At 49.2% G+C, this 14,736-nt stretch carries 13 protein-coding genes; 1 reads left to right on the forward strand and 12 read right to left on the reverse strand.

What is annotated here, in order from left to right:
- Nucleotides 1-22: 22 nt before the first annotated feature.
- From GIW82_RS02840 to GIW82_RS02855, 4 genes are all read right to left on the reverse strand, one after another.
- Entirely contained in the window at nt 23-1,954 is a 1,932-nt protein-coding gene (locus GIW82_RS02840; RefSeq protein WP_154749568.1) for a fructose-1,6-bisphosphatase, read from the reverse strand.
- 103 nt (nt 1,955-2,057) lie between these two features.
- Complete coding sequence (locus GIW82_RS02845) at nt 2,058-2,504, reverse strand: hypothetical protein (RefSeq protein ID WP_154748399.1); 447 nt, start codon at nt 2,502-2,504, stop codon at nt 2,058-2,060.
- Nucleotides 2,505-2,660: 156 nt separating this feature from the next.
- Nucleotides 2,661-3,569 carry a deoxyribonuclease IV gene (locus GIW82_RS02850; RefSeq protein ID WP_154748400.1) on the reverse strand — a complete coding sequence of 303 codons (909 nt, stop codon included), beginning with the start codon at nt 3,567-3,569 and terminating at the stop codon, nt 2,661-2,663.
- Between the two features lie 12 nt (nt 3,570-3,581).
- Nucleotides 3,582-4,880 carry a DEAD/DEAH box helicase gene (locus tag GIW82_RS02855; RefSeq protein WP_370455972.1) on the reverse strand — a complete coding sequence of 433 codons (1,299 nt, stop codon included), beginning with the start codon at nt 4,878-4,880 and terminating at the stop codon, nt 3,582-3,584.
- A 127-nt stretch (nt 4,881-5,007) separates the two neighbouring features.
- Between GIW82_RS02855 and GIW82_RS02860 the strand changes: the two genes are divergently transcribed.
- Nucleotides 5,008-5,988, forward strand: a complete 981-nt coding sequence (locus tag GIW82_RS02860) for a 4-hydroxy-3-methylbut-2-enyl diphosphate reductase (protein ID WP_154748401.1) — start codon at nt 5,008-5,010, stop codon at nt 5,986-5,988.
- An 87-nt stretch (nt 5,989-6,075) separates the two neighbouring features.
- Here GIW82_RS02860 and GIW82_RS02865 read toward each other — a convergent pair whose 3' ends face one another.
- The 8 genes from GIW82_RS02865 to ccpN all read right to left on the reverse strand — a co-directional run bounded on the left by GIW82_RS02865 (nt 6,076) and on the right by ccpN (nt 14,552).
- Entirely contained in the window at nt 6,076-7,185 is a 1,110-nt protein-coding gene (locus GIW82_RS02865) for a Nif3-like dinuclear metal center hexameric protein (RefSeq protein ID WP_370455973.1), read from the reverse strand.
- Nucleotides 7,163-7,885, reverse strand: a complete 723-nt coding sequence (locus tag GIW82_RS02870) for a tRNA (adenine(22)-N(1))-methyltransferase (protein WP_154748403.1) — start codon at nt 7,883-7,885, stop codon at nt 7,163-7,165. Before GIW82_RS02870 ends, GIW82_RS02865 begins: the two co-directional genes overlap by 23 nt.
- Before the next feature lie 145 nt (nt 7,886-8,030).
- Nucleotides 8,031-8,423 (reverse strand): cytochrome c550, encoded by a 393-nt coding sequence (gene cccA, locus GIW82_RS02875; RefSeq protein WP_154748404.1) that lies wholly within the window; start codon nt 8,421-8,423, stop codon nt 8,031-8,033.
- Between the two features lie 128 nt (nt 8,424-8,551).
- The gene (locus tag GIW82_RS02880; protein WP_154748405.1) at nt 8,552-9,691 is read right to left on the reverse strand and encodes an acyl-CoA dehydrogenase; all 1,140 of its coding nucleotides are present in this window, start codon (nt 9,689-9,691) and stop codon (nt 8,552-8,554) included.
- Nucleotides 9,692-9,903: 212 nt separating this feature from the next.
- The gene (gene rpoD / locus GIW82_RS02885; protein WP_154748406.1) at nt 9,904-11,055 is read right to left on the reverse strand and encodes an RNA polymerase sigma factor RpoD; all 1,152 of its coding nucleotides are present in this window, start codon (nt 11,053-11,055) and stop codon (nt 9,904-9,906) included.
- 28 nt (nt 11,056-11,083) lie between these two features.
- Entirely contained in the window at nt 11,084-12,901 is a 1,818-nt protein-coding gene (gene dnaG / locus GIW82_RS02890) for a DNA primase (RefSeq protein WP_370455974.1), read from the reverse strand.
- 198 nt (nt 12,902-13,099) lie between these two features.
- Nucleotides 13,100-13,903: a pyruvate, water dikinase regulatory protein gene (locus tag GIW82_RS02895; RefSeq protein ID WP_154748408.1), complete on the reverse strand. Its 804-nt coding sequence runs from the start codon at nt 13,901-13,903 to the stop codon at nt 13,100-13,102.
- Nucleotides 13,904-13,913: 10 nt separating this feature from the next.
- Nucleotides 13,914-14,552 carry a transcriptional regulator CcpN gene (ccpN, locus tag GIW82_RS02900; protein ID WP_370455975.1) on the reverse strand — a complete coding sequence of 213 codons (639 nt, stop codon included), beginning with the start codon at nt 14,550-14,552 and terminating at the stop codon, nt 13,914-13,916.
- Nucleotides 14,553-14,736 lie beyond the last annotated feature (184 nt).

Genomic DNA, 14,736 nt, shown 5'->3' on the forward strand with positions numbered 1-14,736 from the left:
CAATCAGCTACTCTCCCTTTTTTCAATCCATGTAGCGGTGTTCCCGCAGCTTGTTCAATGTGTCGATTTCCTGCAATAGCTCTTCCCCGATATTCGTCTCGCGGATTTTCTTCCGCTCCAGCTCTTCGTCCACTAGCCGTTTCACCGATAGGACGTCCGTGCCGTTCGCCAACACTTCTTCTTTCGAATTGAATAGTTTGTGGGCTGCCAACTGCATGCCGTACGAGTTGAATAGCAAGGTATATCCTGCGATCCCGGTCGTGGACTGATAGGCTTTCGAGAAGCCGCCATCGATGACGAGCATCTTGCCGTTCGCTTTGATCGGGTCTTCTCCGTCGATTTCTTTCACAGGTGTATGGCCGTTAATGATGTGTCCCTGGTCCGGATCCAAATCGAATTCTTCCAGCAACTTGCGGCAGACCTCTTCGTCTTCGCGCAAATAATAATACGGGTTTTTCCGTTCTTTATGCGTTTCTTTTTCTTTGATGAAGTAACGCTCGAACGTCGTCATTTCGCGTTTGCCGAACAGGGATGATTTCTCGCCTGTCCACAAATACCAGACCATGTCTGTTGCAAAATCATCGGTCTTCTCTGGATGTGCAAAAGCATAGCGCAGCTGCCGTTCAAATACGTCGAGCAGCTCACGTCCTGCATATTCCTTGCCTTCGACTTCCATTTTCTCCATCTCGCCGTCCTCATCAAGCGGAATACAGCCGTGGATCAACAAGTTGCCGTTGTACTTCAAATACAAGCTTCCTTTTTTCATCAGGAAGTTCATGTGGCGTGCGAGTTTCTCCGAGTGCTGGATCGAGAACAGCAGCTTGTCGATCACTTGGGCTTCCTCTTCCAGCAGTTCTGTCGGATTCTCAGGATCGACCGTCGAGAAGCACGTGTTCTCAAGCTTGTACGTCTTGCCGTTCAACGTGATTTCATTCTTTTCGTAGTCCACTTCATCCAAAAGTAACCGGTCTTCCATATCGAAGCTTGGGCGACGCTTGATGATCGGGCATTCCAATTTGAATTGGATGATGGAAATTGCTTGGTGAATTTTGGTGATTTGCAGCTGCTCTTGCTCAGTCAATTTCTCATTCGAGATGATTTTCGGCCGGAACACCTTGTTGTCCTCGTAATATTTCTCAGCCAAGTTCAACAACGGTCGTAAGTTGATGCCGTAGACGTCTTCGATGATATCCAAGTTGTTATAGCGTGCACAGATCCGGATGATGTTCGCCAAGCACACTTTGGAACCGGAAAAAGCACCGAGCCAAAGCGCGTCATGGTTGCCCCACTGGATATCGACGGAATGATAGCCGATGAGCGTGTCGACGATCTTGTGTGGATCCGGACCACGGTCGTAAATATCCCCTACGACATGCAGATGGTCGACAACAAGACGCTGCGTCGTGTAAGCAAGTCCGATAAGAAGCTTATCCGCTTGTCCAAGGGAAATGAGCTGATCGACGATTTTCGTATAGTAACCTTTTTTGTTTTTGAATTCATCTGTCTTATACAGCATCTCTTCGATGATGTAGACGAATTGCTTCGGCAATGCCTTGCGCAATTTCGAACGGGTGTATTTCGAGGACGCGTAGGAAACGAGCTTCAACATCCGCTCGATGACGTCGATGTACCACTCGTGCAGCTGTTCTTCACTATTATAACTGCTTTTGATCATCCGGAGCTTTTCTTCCGGGTAATAGACCAATGTCGCAAATTCATTCAATTCATCTTCATTCAGCTCATGCTGGAAAAGGTCTTTGATTTTCACTTTCACATTGCCCGAACCATTACGTAGCACATGCTGGAACGCATGGTATTCGCCGTGCAGGTCACTCACGAAATGCTCTGTCCCTTTCGGCAGATCGAGTATCGCTTCCAAGTTAATGATCTCAGTGGCCACTTTTTCTTCACTATCGTATTTCTGCGCTAACAAATCCAAGTACTTCGAATTCAACATTGAACAATCCCCTTTCAACCGTACTACTTGAACCAGTTCTTATCTCTAATGTTACTATGAATCTCGTCAAAAGGAAGCAGAGTGAAAATTCTAAATCATTTTATTGGTACGGCATGATTTCGAACACTTTCCCCGAATCCGGAATGACCATCAAGGTGATCGGCTCCCCGGTTTCGGATGCCTCGGCTTCGAACGCATAGGCCCAGCGCGGGTTGAAAGGATTCCACTCGCTCCCACCAGTCGTCGGAATAATATCCAGCTCCGTCAACGCCAGTTCCCCGTATTCGGCATGGACCAGTTGCCGTGCTTCCTGCTGTGTGAATTCCGGCACCGACAAGGCAATGGCTGCGCCTAAGATCAACACGAAGAACAAGTACCGGAACCACTTCTTCTCCGGTACGAGCTGTGCAAAAACGACCACATGCGAGACCAGAAATGCAATCGGCGCCGTCAACGGCATGACGTTGTTAAAAACCTGTTGATTGACGATCATTAAGATGACGAATACTGTAATCGAAAGAATGCTGCCAACTATGTATTTTTTCAAAGAATATAGTTCCTCCCCTGTTCCGCCAATTCGGTAGACTCCACTTTTATAAACACATCTTACCATTAACCGAAAATTTTGACCTACCCATTTCCAAAATTATTTTCGGGTATACAAAAACCACCAAGGGAATCGATCCTTGGTGGTGAATCTTGCTTATCCGATTGTCAGAGCTGATAGGTTGCGTAGCTCTTCGATACGCTCGGGAGCGAATGACCCGCTCCGCAGCATGTCGATTTCGATCGAGTATGGAGGTTTTTTCTTCTTGGCATCTAAACCGACATACGGCGTTTCGAGAATTTTCGGCACGTGCATCAAATCAGGATGGTGTACGATACCGTGAAGGGCATCAAAGCCAATCTCTCCGAATCCGAGGTTTTCGTGACGGTCTTTCCCGGCACCGCGGATGTTTTTACTGTCGTTGATGTGAAGCACTTTGATGCGGTCAATCCCGACGATGCGGTCGAACTCAGCTAACACACCGTTGAAGTCTTCCTTGACGTCATAGCCTGCATCATGCACGTGGCATGTGTCGAAGCAGACAGACAAGCGCTCGTTGTTCGTAACACCGTCGATAATCTTCGCGATTTCATCAAAGCTGCGGCCACATTCTGTGCCTTTGCCTGCCATCGTCTCAAGCGCGATCTGTACAGGGAAATCCTGTGATAGCACTTCGTTCAGGCCTTCGACGATTTTCGCGATGCCTGCATCCGCTCCAGCGCCAACATGTGCGCCTGGGTGCAAAACAATTTGCCGTGCTCCTAGAGCAGCCGTACGCTCGATTTCGGTTTGCAGGAACTCTACGCCGTGTGCGAATGTATCCGGCTTCAGTGTGTTCGCGATATTGATGATGTACGGAGCATGGACAACGATGTTCGAGAGGCCATTTTCTTTCATATGTGCCTGCCCCAATTCAATGTTCAAGTCCTCAATCGGTTTACGGCGTGTATTTTGCGGTGCGCCTGTGTAAATCATAAATGTAGTTGCTCCATAAGAAGCTGCTTCCTCGCTCGCTGCAAGCAACATCTTTTTTCCACTCATAGAAACATGTGATCCTAATAGCATGGCTGAAACTCCTTACTTCTTTTTTCGGTTTTTGCGCCGTTCCACTTTTTTGATTTCGTCCATCTTCCACTTCATCTTCTTCTTATACATCGGCTTGACGTTTTTCGGCTTACGGACCATCGTTTTCACCTTAGCGTCCACTTCCGATTCGCCAGCGACACGGTTCTTCCTGCTGTGGCGTTCTTTCAGCTCTTTGAACTCACCGTTCACGATATCTTTCCGTTCGAACGGAATTCCCATCCGCTCGATGCGCACCAGTGCATCCTCATCTTCCGGTTTGTAAAGCGTGATGGCAAGTCCTTTCAGACCCGCACGTGCTGTACGTCCGACGCGGTGGATGAAGAATTCCAAGTCTTCCGGAAGCTCATAGTTGATGACATGGCTGACACCTTGAATGTCGATGCCGCGTGCTGCAAGATCCGTTGCTACAATGTATTTGTATTCAAGGTCACGGATCTGCTTCATCATTTTCGTACGTTCACGTGGTGCCAGGTCCCCGTGGATCCGGCCGGCTTTGATCCCTTGCTTTGCCAGCTGGTCTGCTACGTAGTCCGCGTTAGTCCGCGTGTTGACGAAGATGATTGCCAAGTATGGGTTGATAATTTCAAGCACTTCCACCAATTTCTCGACTTTCTTTTTGCTTCGTGCAGGAACCAAGTAGAAATCAAGGCCATCCGCTGTCGATTGGCGTGAATCGATCTTGATGAATTCCGGCGCTTCCATGTACTTGTTCAAGAAAGGCTTGAGCTTTTCAGGAATTGTCGCAGAAAAGACGAACATTTGAAGCGGGCTCATCATTTTCGATGCGACTTGGTCGATCTCCTCGATGAATCCCATGTCGAATGCCAGATCCGCTTCGTCGACAACAAGCAGATTCGCCGTATGGACGAACAATGCACGCTCATTGACCAAGTCTTTCAGGCGGCCCGGCGTTCCAATGACGATATGCGGCTGTGTCTTCAGTTTTTGGATCGATCGTTTTTTGTCGGTGCCGCCGATGAACAGTTTCGCTTCAATGTCGGACCCTTCGATCAGCTTCAGCATTTCTGCATGGATCTGCAAGCCCAACTCTCTTGTCGGGACTGCGATGACCGCTTGTACTTCCGCGCGTGCCGTGTCGATCCGTTCAGCAATCGGGATGATGAAACTATGTGTTTTCCCTGTTCCTGTATGGGACTGGCCGATGGCGCTCTTCCCTTTTAGAACAAGCGGAATCATTTGTTGTTGGATCGGTGTGGGCTCAGTAAACCCAAGTTTCTCTACCGCCTCTTTCAGGAACGGCTTTAATGATAATTCGTTGAATGTTTTCACGGGACGTTCTCCCTCCTTACGCTTCCGACATTATAGCACAAAAGAGGGGTCCCGCGCGATAGATGTTTTGTAAAGCGGCGCTGTCTCGTCTATAATGAAAGTATGATTTCGAAAGGAGTGCGGGATGATGAAAGTACAGAAGATATCACCTAGGGGTTATTGCTACGGTGTAGTCGATGCAATGGTCATCGCGAAAAACGCAGCCATGGATACAACACTTCCACGGCCGATCTATATACTTGGTATGATTGTGCACAATAAACACGTAACGGATGCTTTCGAGGAAGATGGAATCATCACACTTGATGGCAGCAACCGACTTGAGATTTTGGAGAAAGTCGATAAAGGAACGGTGATCTTCACGGCACACGGCGTTTCACCGCAAGTGCGTGAACTCGCGAAGCGCAAAGGATTGGTGTCGATCGACGCTACTTGCCCTGACGTCACTGTGACACACACATTGATCGAAGAGAAGACAGCGGAAGGCTACGACATCATCTACATCGGGAAGAGCGGCCATCCTGAGCCTGAAGGGGCGATCGGTGTTGCTCCGGACAAAGTCCACCTTGTCGAGACGTTGGATGACGTCAACTCGCTTGAGCTGGATTCCGACAAGATCATCGTCACGAACCAGACGACGATGAGCCAGTGGGATGTCGTGCACATGATGGAACGGTTGAAAGAACGCTTCCCTCATTCCGAAGTGCATAAAGAAATTTGCTTGGCGACACAAGTTCGACAAGAAGCAGTTGCAGAACAGGCAACTGATACAGATCTGCTGATTGTCGTCGGTGACCCGATGAGCAATAACTCGAATCGCCTTGCACAAGTGTCCCAGGACATCGCAGGTACACCGGCTTACCGTATTTCTGATCTGTCAGAGCTGAAACTTGAATGGCTGGAAGGTGTCGAAACGATCGGCGTCACTGCCGGAGCTTCCACACCGACACCGATCGTCAAAGAAGTGATGAAGTTCTTGGAGCAATTCGATCCTGCTGACCCGTCGACTCATGTCGCAGAACGTAATGTCCCGCTCCACAAGATCTTGCCGAAAATTAAACACCCGAAACCATCTGATCGGATCGAACCTTATCCGGTCGGAGAATAAATAAGTAAAACTGATCCGAACGCCGGTTTATGGCACTTCGGATCAGTTTTTTGTCTTAAAAAGACCATCACAGTGGATGGCCTCTCGTCACCCGAGACGGAACGGTTCGGTATTCACTTGTGATGCGATGAATTCACATTGCCACTTGTTATCATTACTCATTTTGTCGACGACGCCTTGAATCATCACTTTCTCTACGTGATGCCCGGGGTCGATGACGTTCAAGCCGAGCGCTTGTGCATCTTGTGCGACATGGAAATACAAATCTCCTGTCACATAGACATCTGCACCTGCACGTTTCGCATAAGTGATGTATTTGTTGCCGTCTCCGCCAAGTACTGCCACTTTCCGGACAGCATCTCCGTCTTCGCCGACGATACGGACGAACGGCACGGAAAGGCTGTTCTTCACGTGTTCAGCGAATGCCTTCAAGTTCATTTCTTCGGGCAGTTTCCCGATACGTCCAAGTCCCATAACCGCTTCCTTATTCTCGAGCGTGAAGACATCATAGGCCACTTCTTCGTAAGGATGTGCTTTCATCATCAACCGGATGACCCGTTCTTTGTCTTTCTTGCGGACGACCACTTCAATTTTCGATTCGGCCGTCTCTTCCATCTTGCCTGCTTCGCCTAAATACGGGTCGGCATCTTGCGTCGGGCGGAATCTCCCTGTCCCTGAAAGCGTGTAGCTGCAGAATTCATAGTCGCCGATCTCCCCTGCACCCGCTTCACCAAGTGCCGTACGAAGCGCCTCTTCATGACTTTCGGGTACGAAGACAGCGATCTTCACCAATTCTTCCTCGTAAGTCGGGACGAGCACTTCCGTATCTTCTAAACCGAGTGCATCCGCTAACAAATCATTGACACCACCGCGTGCGACATCCAAGTTCGTATGTGCCGCATAGACCGTGATATCATTTTTGATCAATTTTTCCATCAAGCGCCCTTGTGCGAAGTCCGTCTGGATGTTTTTCATCGGTCGGAAAATCGGCGGGTGGTGGGCGATGATCAGCTCAGCACCTTTCGCAATCGCTTCATCAGCCACTTCTTCGTTGACGTCAAGTGTCACAAGGACACGCTCGATTTTTTTGTTGAGCGTTCCGACGTGCACACCGTTCGGGTCACCTTCCATCGCCAAATACCTCGGTGCCCATCGTTCGAATTTCTCAATTATTTCATTCCCATTCGGAATCTTCACTACCCAACACTCCTTCCGCAAGCTCGATGTTCCGTGTGAACTCCTGTTTCTTCATGAGCATCTCTTCCGTTTCAGGTAATCCTTCAAGAGATGCTAGAATCCGTTTCCACTGCTTGATCTCATGACGCCACTTTGATACGAAGACCGGTGAACATTCCGCTAGCAAGTATGGTCCAAGTAGCCGCTCCGCATCTGTCAGTTCTCCCTTACCGCCTCGCCGTTCAAAGACGAGGATTTCATAGATTTTATTATTCTCTTCTAAAATATCTTCTGCCGTTACGTGCCAGCCGTTCAACAGCGCCCAGTCACGCAGCGTCTGTGCATGGACGTTCGGTTGCAATACAAGTCGTTCAACGCCTGCTAGCTTGTCCATATCCGTTTCCAAGATCGAACGGATCAAGGAACCGCCCATTCCAGCGATGGTCACTACCGTTACACCGTCTTCGGCTTCGATTGCTTTCAAGCCGCTTGCAAGACGGACTGCGATCCGGTCGCTCAATCCTTCTTCGCGTACTTGCCGCTTCGCGGATTCGAACGGACCTTTCACGACTTCCCCTGCCACGCCACGTGCTGCTATGCCTTTATGCAGCAAGTAGCAAGGCAAGTACGCATGGTCGCTGCCTATATCTGCAACTACCGCGTCCTGCGGTACAAAGTCCGCGACGCGCGTTAACCGTTTGGATAATTGTTTCGCGTTCATAAAGTGCCTCCCCAGCCAAAATATCTAATCAAGAACAGGCCGTCTGGCCGACGCCTGGTCCATCTGTTGTCTATTCTATCTTATGTATTGTTCCCCCAAAAGGAAAGAAAAACCCTTAGCTCCAAAGAACTAAGGGTTTTGGCTACTATTCGAGGGAAAGAATCCACTCTGCCATTTCTGGAATATTTTCTTCTGGAACCAATCCACCAGGCATCATGCCTTTACCGTTAGCGATGACATCTTCAATTTCCTCTTGGGAAAGTGATGTGCCTACTAGAGCCGGGAATGCTCCGGTTCCTTCATAACTAGAACCGTGACAAGAAATACAGTTTTGCTGTGCGTGTGCTTCTGGATCGAAGCTAGCAGTGTCAGTGTCGCCGCCGCCATCTCCAGCGTCAGCACCGTTTCCTTCTTCGCCTTCTTGTTGCTCTTCAGCGATCTGTTCTTGGTTATCGACGCCTTCCAATGATAGGAAGAAGATCAATCCAAGACCAAATAGCATGATTAAGATATAAGGTACAATTGCATTTTTTTGCATCCGTTACCCCTCCTTTAACTATGGTCTGCTCGGTGATAACCGTTGTATCATCATTATTGTACTGTATTATCAAAGAAACGGAAAGGTTAAATGGGTAACTTTTATGCGATTGTGACAAATTCAGCAAATTACACGCCGATTTGTTTAGCAATGACCATCCGTTGCACCTCGGATGTTCCTTCCCCGATTTCGAGAAGTTTCGCATCACGCATGTAACGTTCCACTTCATATTCTTTCATATAGCCGTATCCGCCGTGGATCTGGATCGCTTCATCCGCCACTTCCATTGAAATTTCCGATGCATACAGTTTCGCCATCGATGCTTCTTTCGTGAATGGACGTCCTTCATCCTTCAGCCATGCTGCTTTGTAGACCATGTTCCGTGCCAGTTCGATTTTCATCGCCATATCCGCAAGTTTGAACTGCGTTACTTGGAACTGAGACAATGTCTTGCCGAATTGCTTCCGCTCCTTCGAATAACTGAGCGCTCGGTCGAATGCAGCTTGCGCAATCCCGACAGCCATTGCTGCGATACCGATGCGTCCGCCGTCAAGCGTCTTCATGAACTGCTTGAAGCCTTCTCCGCGCTTGCCGAGCAAGTTCCCTTTCGGTACACGGACGTTCTCGAAGACCAGTTCCGTCGTGTTCGATGAGTTCAATCCCATCTTCTCGTAATTGTCGATGATCGTGAAGCCTTCTGCGTCCGTCGGAACGATGATGGCGCTGATTTCCTTCTTGCCGTCACTCATGCCAGTAATCGCTGTGATCGCCAAGTGTTTTGCGTAGCTCGCGTTCGTAATATATACTTTCGAACCGTTGATGACCCAATCGTCGCCGTCCTCGACTGCACGAGTCTCCGTACCGCCTGAATCTGATCCTGCGTTCGGCTCAGTCAGCCCGAATGCACCGAATGATTCGCCCGTACAGATCGGCGTCAAATATTTCTGTTTCTGTTCTTCCGTCCCGAACAAGTTGAGCGGTGCGCCACCAAGTGAAATGTGTGCTGAATACGTGATCCCCGTGGATGCACATGCCCGGCTCAATTCTTCCGTCACAATCGCAAAACTCGTCGTATCTGCACCAGCTCCGCCGTACTTCTCATCGAATGGCAAGCCCATCATCCCCATGCTGGACAGCTTCTCGAAGATTTCTTTCGGAAACTCTTTTGTCCGGTCCCGGTGGATCGCACCGGGTGCTACAACATCGTCCGCGAATTGGCGGATCGTCTTTTTAATCATGAGCTGTTCTTCTGTCAAATCGAAATTCATTTCTTACACCCCTTTTATTGAATGCGCTTACACTTTTCATTATAGCGTTAACATTCCTTCAATCTCAACCCTTTCACCCTACTTTAAACAAAGGAATTATTTCACAAACTTTCTGGTTGGAAATTCAGACAGGAGAAGGCATTCGAGGGAAATGTAAAGCGCCCTTTCACAATCATTTCGCGATTGTGAAAGGGCGCTTCTTTGCTTTTCTATTATTCCAGGAAATCCTTCAAACGTTTGCTGCGTGACGGGTGACGCAACTTGCGTAATGCTTTCGCTTCGATCTGGCGGATCCGTTCGCGTGTCACGCCGAACACTTTCCCGACTTCTTCGAGTGTCCGCGTTCTGCCGTCATCCAGACCGAAACGGAGACGCAACACATTCTCTTCACGGTCAGTCAATGTATCGAGTACATCTTCCAGCTGTTCTTTCAACAACTCATACGCAGCATGGTCCGAAGGCGACTGTGCTTCGGAGTCTTCGATGAAGTCCCCGAGATGCGAATCGTCTTCTTCCCCGATCGGTGTCTCGAGTGATACCGGCTCCTGTGCGATCTTCAAGATTTCACGCACTTTCTCCGGCAGCAAGTCCATTTCTTCCCCGATCTCTTCAGGCGTCGGTTCGCGTCCAAGGTCTTGCAGGAGTTGTCGCTGCACACGGATCAATTTGTTGATCGTTTCGACCATGTGTACTGGAATACGGATCGTCCGTGCCTGGTCCGCGATTGCGCGCGTGATGGCTTGGCGGATCCACCAAGTAGCATACGTACTGAATTTAAAGCCTTTCGAGTAGTCGAACTTCTCGACCGCTTTGATCAGACCCATGTTCCCTTCCTGGATCAAATCAAGGAACAGCATGCCGCGGCCGACATAACGCTTCGCAATCGAGACGACGAGGCGCAAGTTCGCTTCAGCGAGACGCTTCTTCGCTTCTTCGTCGCCTTGTTCGATCAATTTCGCAAGACGCACTTCCTCTTCCGCCTTCAAAAGGTCGACGCGGCCGATCTCTTTCAGGTACATGCGGACAGGATCGTTGATTTTCACACCCGGAGGAACACTAAGGTCGTTCAAGTCGAATTTTTCTTCAGTCGGTTTGATCAGGCGATCCAGATGTTCTTCATCGTCCGACTTCCGTTCGAGTTCAATGCCGTGCCCTTCAAGCTGATCGATGAATTCTTCGACTTGATCCGATTCCATTTCGAAAAGTGCCAGCTTGTCAGCGATCTGTTCGTAATTAAGCTCGCCAGCCTTTTTCCCCTGTTCGATCAATTGCTTCTTCGCTTCTTCTATCGAAACTTCCGGCCCATCCGAAGGCACAGGGATATTTACTGTTTCTTGGTTTTTTTGTTCTGATTTCTCAGCCATGCGACTTCCTCCTTTAAAATCCAGCCCTTTACAAAGACTTCCGTAAAGCGATCACTTCTTGCGCCAATGTGAGTGCACGTTTGATATCATGCTGCTTTTCCGCTTCTTTCGACTGCTGGATTTTTTCTTTTATCTCCATCTCGACCCGGTGCTTTTTCAAGTGATGCAGGCAGTCGAGGATTTCCTCGTCTGCATGTTCCGGGTCATGTTCTGCAAGAGCGGTTTCCATCACCAGTTTCCGCAGCTCGGGATCTTCCACCGTTTCAAGGAATTGGTGGAAATCCACCTTGTCCCATTCCTCGTAAAAGCCGAGCAGCTTGACATATAGTGCCTGAAAACTGTCCGTGACAAAGGGCATGCCGTGCTCACCGTGGTATTCACTGATCCGTTCGAGCTGTCGGCCTTCCGCAATCGCCCTGGACAGCAGGAGCCGCTCTGCGCGGTGCAGCGATGTGACCGCTGCCTGTTTCTTTCTCGGTGCCGGCGCCGCGTCCGTCTCTCTTTCTGGACGCGCCTGTGCTTGGCGGATCGATTTGTTCTCAAGCTTCCTGTAATGCTGCAGGATCGCTTCTTCGGACAAACCGGTCTCGGCTGCCAATTGTTTTATATACAAATCCCGCTCTACCGGATTCGAACGTCCGGCGAGAAGCTGGAGCACTTCTTGAATATACTGCAGGAGATCATTTTCATACTGGAAGCTCTTGTGCCTGCGCGCATGCATCATGGCGAATGCGATGAATGCATGCGGCTTGCCGATGACCTGCTCCCGGAATGCCTCTTCCCCTTCTTGGCGGATGAAGTCATCCGGGTCCAATCCATTCGGAAGGACTGCCACTTCCACTTTGAAGTTCTCTTCACTCAAGGCGATGGCTGCACGTTTTGCAGCATCCCACCCCGCATCGTCCCCGTCAAAGCATAGGACGATATTTTGCGCAAAGCGTTTCATTTGGCGGATATGCTGTGCCGTCAAAGACGTCCCCATCGTCGCAAGGCCATTGCCGACTCCTGCGCGGCTCGCAGCGATGACATCCATGAATCCTTCGAAAAGGACGATTTGTCTGTCCTTCCGGATGGCGCCGCGTGCATTGTGCAAATTATAGAGCACTTGGCTCTTCTGGAATACCGGTGTTTCCGGTGAGTTCAAATACTTCGCTTCTTCTTTCGATGAGCCAAGAATCCTGCCGGAAAAAGCAATCGTCTTGCCGGACTCATTCGTGATCGGAAACATGATACGTCCTCTGAAGCGGTCGAAGAAGCCATCACCGCGTTCCCGCTTGATGCCAAGACCGCTAGATTCCAACTCTTCTTCTGTATACCCTTTTTTCAGTAGCGTCGAACTCATTGAACCCCATTCGTCGAGTGACCAGCCGATTTTTCCTGCTTCAATCATCTCTTGGCTGAATCCACGCTGCGTCAAATAATCGAGTGCAGCTTGCCCCTCCTCTGTATGGAGCAAAATGTGATGATACATCTCCGCTGCGAATTCGTGCATCGCAACGAGTCGTTGATGCTCCGATGAGACAGACAGTGCGCCGTCATGTTCTGCAGGCGTGGAAACTTCAATGCCTGTCCGTTCACCAAGCTTCGCCAGCGCTTCATGGAATGTATAATTCTCGATATCCATGATAAAGGTGATGACATTCCCTCCAGCGCCACAGCCGAAGCAATGGAAAATCTGCTTGTCGGATGTGACAGAAAAAGACGGGGTGCTTTCTCCGTGGAACGGGCATAGCCCAAACCAATTGCGCCCCCTCTTCGTCAGTTGGACATACTCGCCGACAACGTCGACGATATCCGTGCTGGAGCGGATCTTTTCTATAACTTCCTCGGGAACCCGATTTGCCACAACTATCACCATCTTTGTCTTCTTAAACTTCTTTATTCGAGATAACGAGGCAAAATCCTTCTTTGGTTGCAAAATAATCGTAAGTTGATTCACTTTATCTAATAGTTTTAGCCACAATACTTCATTATAAACGTCATTCTGAAAAAATCCACAGAAAAACAGAAAAACCGCCCGTTTCAGGAGGCTTTCTGTTCACAATCATTTGAATTTTTGCAAAATCAAGTTAGCGGTCTCTTCCACCGCACGATTCGTCACATCAATCACTTCACAGCCGATCTTTCCGACAATGTTATTGAAGTGGACGATTTCTTCTTGGATCCGGCTCAGCTTCGCGTAGTTCGCTCCGTCGTTCAAGCCGAGTGCCAGCAGCCGCTCTTTGCGGATACTGTTGAGCTTCTCCGGTGAAATGACGAGACCGAAGCATTTCTCGGGGTCCACCATATATAATTCTTCCGGTGGATCCACTTCTGGTACGAGCGGCACGTTCGCCACTTTCAGCCGTTTATGCGCCAAATACTGGCTCAGCGGTGTCTTAGAGGTACGTGATACACCGACCAAGACGATATCCGCCATCAAGATGCCGCGTGGGTCGCGGCCGTCATCATATTTCACTGCAAATTCGATTGCTTCGACTTTCTTGAAGTAATCATCATCGAGTTTCCGGACAAGTCCTGCTTCTTCGATCGGTGCCGAACCGAGGACTCGCTCCAAGGAATCCATCAATGGGCCCATTAAGTCGACTGCCGTGACACCGAGTCGATCGGTCTCTTTTACGAGATGACTCCGGAGTTCTTTGGAGACGAGTGTGAAGACGATGAAGGCGCGTTGTTCCGCTGCGACGCGGATGATGTTCTGTAATTGGTCGATCGTTTCGATATAGGGGAACCGCTTCAAAATCGGGTCCAAACCGCTATCCAAATATTGGCTCACTGCGGCTTTCGCGACTAGCTCACCCGTCTCTCCCACCGAATCCGAAACAATGAATAACCTTAAAGGATTCATTCTGGACACCTCACAATTCATGGTTTTCTGATAGGGACAGAAAAGCCTTGGTTATATTCGTTTTCGTCAGTCTGCCAACAACTTTAAAGCCGTCCTCATGTTCCTGGACGACCGGCAACGCATCGATCTGTTGGTTGATCAGCCGTTTCGCCGCCTGGATCAAGGAATCCGTCTTCAAGCAATACGTAATGTTCGGCATTCTTGTCATGATGATATGTACGGGCATCGCAGCCAAGTTTTGGCCCCCCAAACTTGTTCTGAGAAGATCTTTTCTCGAAAGTACGCCTGTCAAGCAGGATTTCTTATCAACTACGAATAACGTGCCGACATCCTCCAGGAACATTTGGCTGATGGCGTCATAAACACTCATGTCTTCACGCACCACCACCGGAATGGACTGGAAATCCTTCACTTTCATCTTGTTCATCGTTACGGCTACATCCTGTCCAGGCTTTTTGCCGGAATAGAAATAACCGACACGCGGACGCGCATCTAAAAACCCGGCCATCGTCAATATGGCGAGGTCGGGCCGCAATGTCGCTCTCGTCAAACTGAGACGTTCCGCAATCTGTTCGCCGGTAATCGGCCCATTGCCTTTGACAATCCTCAATATTTCCTCTTGCCTCTTATTGAGTTCGATCGGACTCACCGCCTCAAGTTAAATAAGTTATACTCAATGAGGATTATTATATACGAATTAGCGCTGGATTGCGAAGAAAACAATCCCATGCTATAATACTGTCAATCACATATCAGGCAGTGATGGATCAATGAGTAGTGTCTACCTTAGCGAGCAGGGATAGTGAAAGCCTGCAGTGACATGAAACGGCAAT

This window comes from Planomicrobium sp. YIM 101495 (assembly GCF_009707665.1).
Taxonomy (GTDB): Bacteria; Bacillota; Bacilli; order Bacillales_A; family Planococcaceae; genus Planococcus.

Coding starts and splice junctions, on each gene's coding strand:
- GIW82_RS02850 (WP_154748400.1), bottom strand. CDS start 3,569: ATGCTATTAGGATCACATGTTTCTATGAGTGGAAAAAAGATGTTGCTT.
- GIW82_RS02860 (WP_154748401.1), top strand. CDS start 5,008: ATGAAAGTACAGAAGATATCACCTAGGGGTTATTGCTACGGTGTAGTC.
- GIW82_RS02870 (WP_154748403.1), bottom strand. CDS start 7,885: ATGAACGCGAAACAATTATCCAAACGGTTAACGCGCGTCGCGGACTTT.
- cccA (WP_154748404.1), bottom strand. CDS start 8,423: ATGCAAAAAAATGCAATTGTACCTTATATCTTAATCATGCTATTTGGT.
- GIW82_RS02880 (WP_154748405.1), bottom strand. CDS start 9,691: ATGAATTTCGATTTGACAGAAGAACAGCTCATGATTAAAAAGACGATC.
- rpoD (WP_154748406.1), bottom strand. CDS start 11,055: ATGGCTGAGAAATCAGAACAAAAAAACCAAGAAACAGTAAATATCCCT.
- GIW82_RS02895 (WP_154748408.1), bottom strand. CDS start 13,903: ATGAATCCTTTAAGGTTATTCATTGTTTCGGATTCGGTGGGAGAGACG.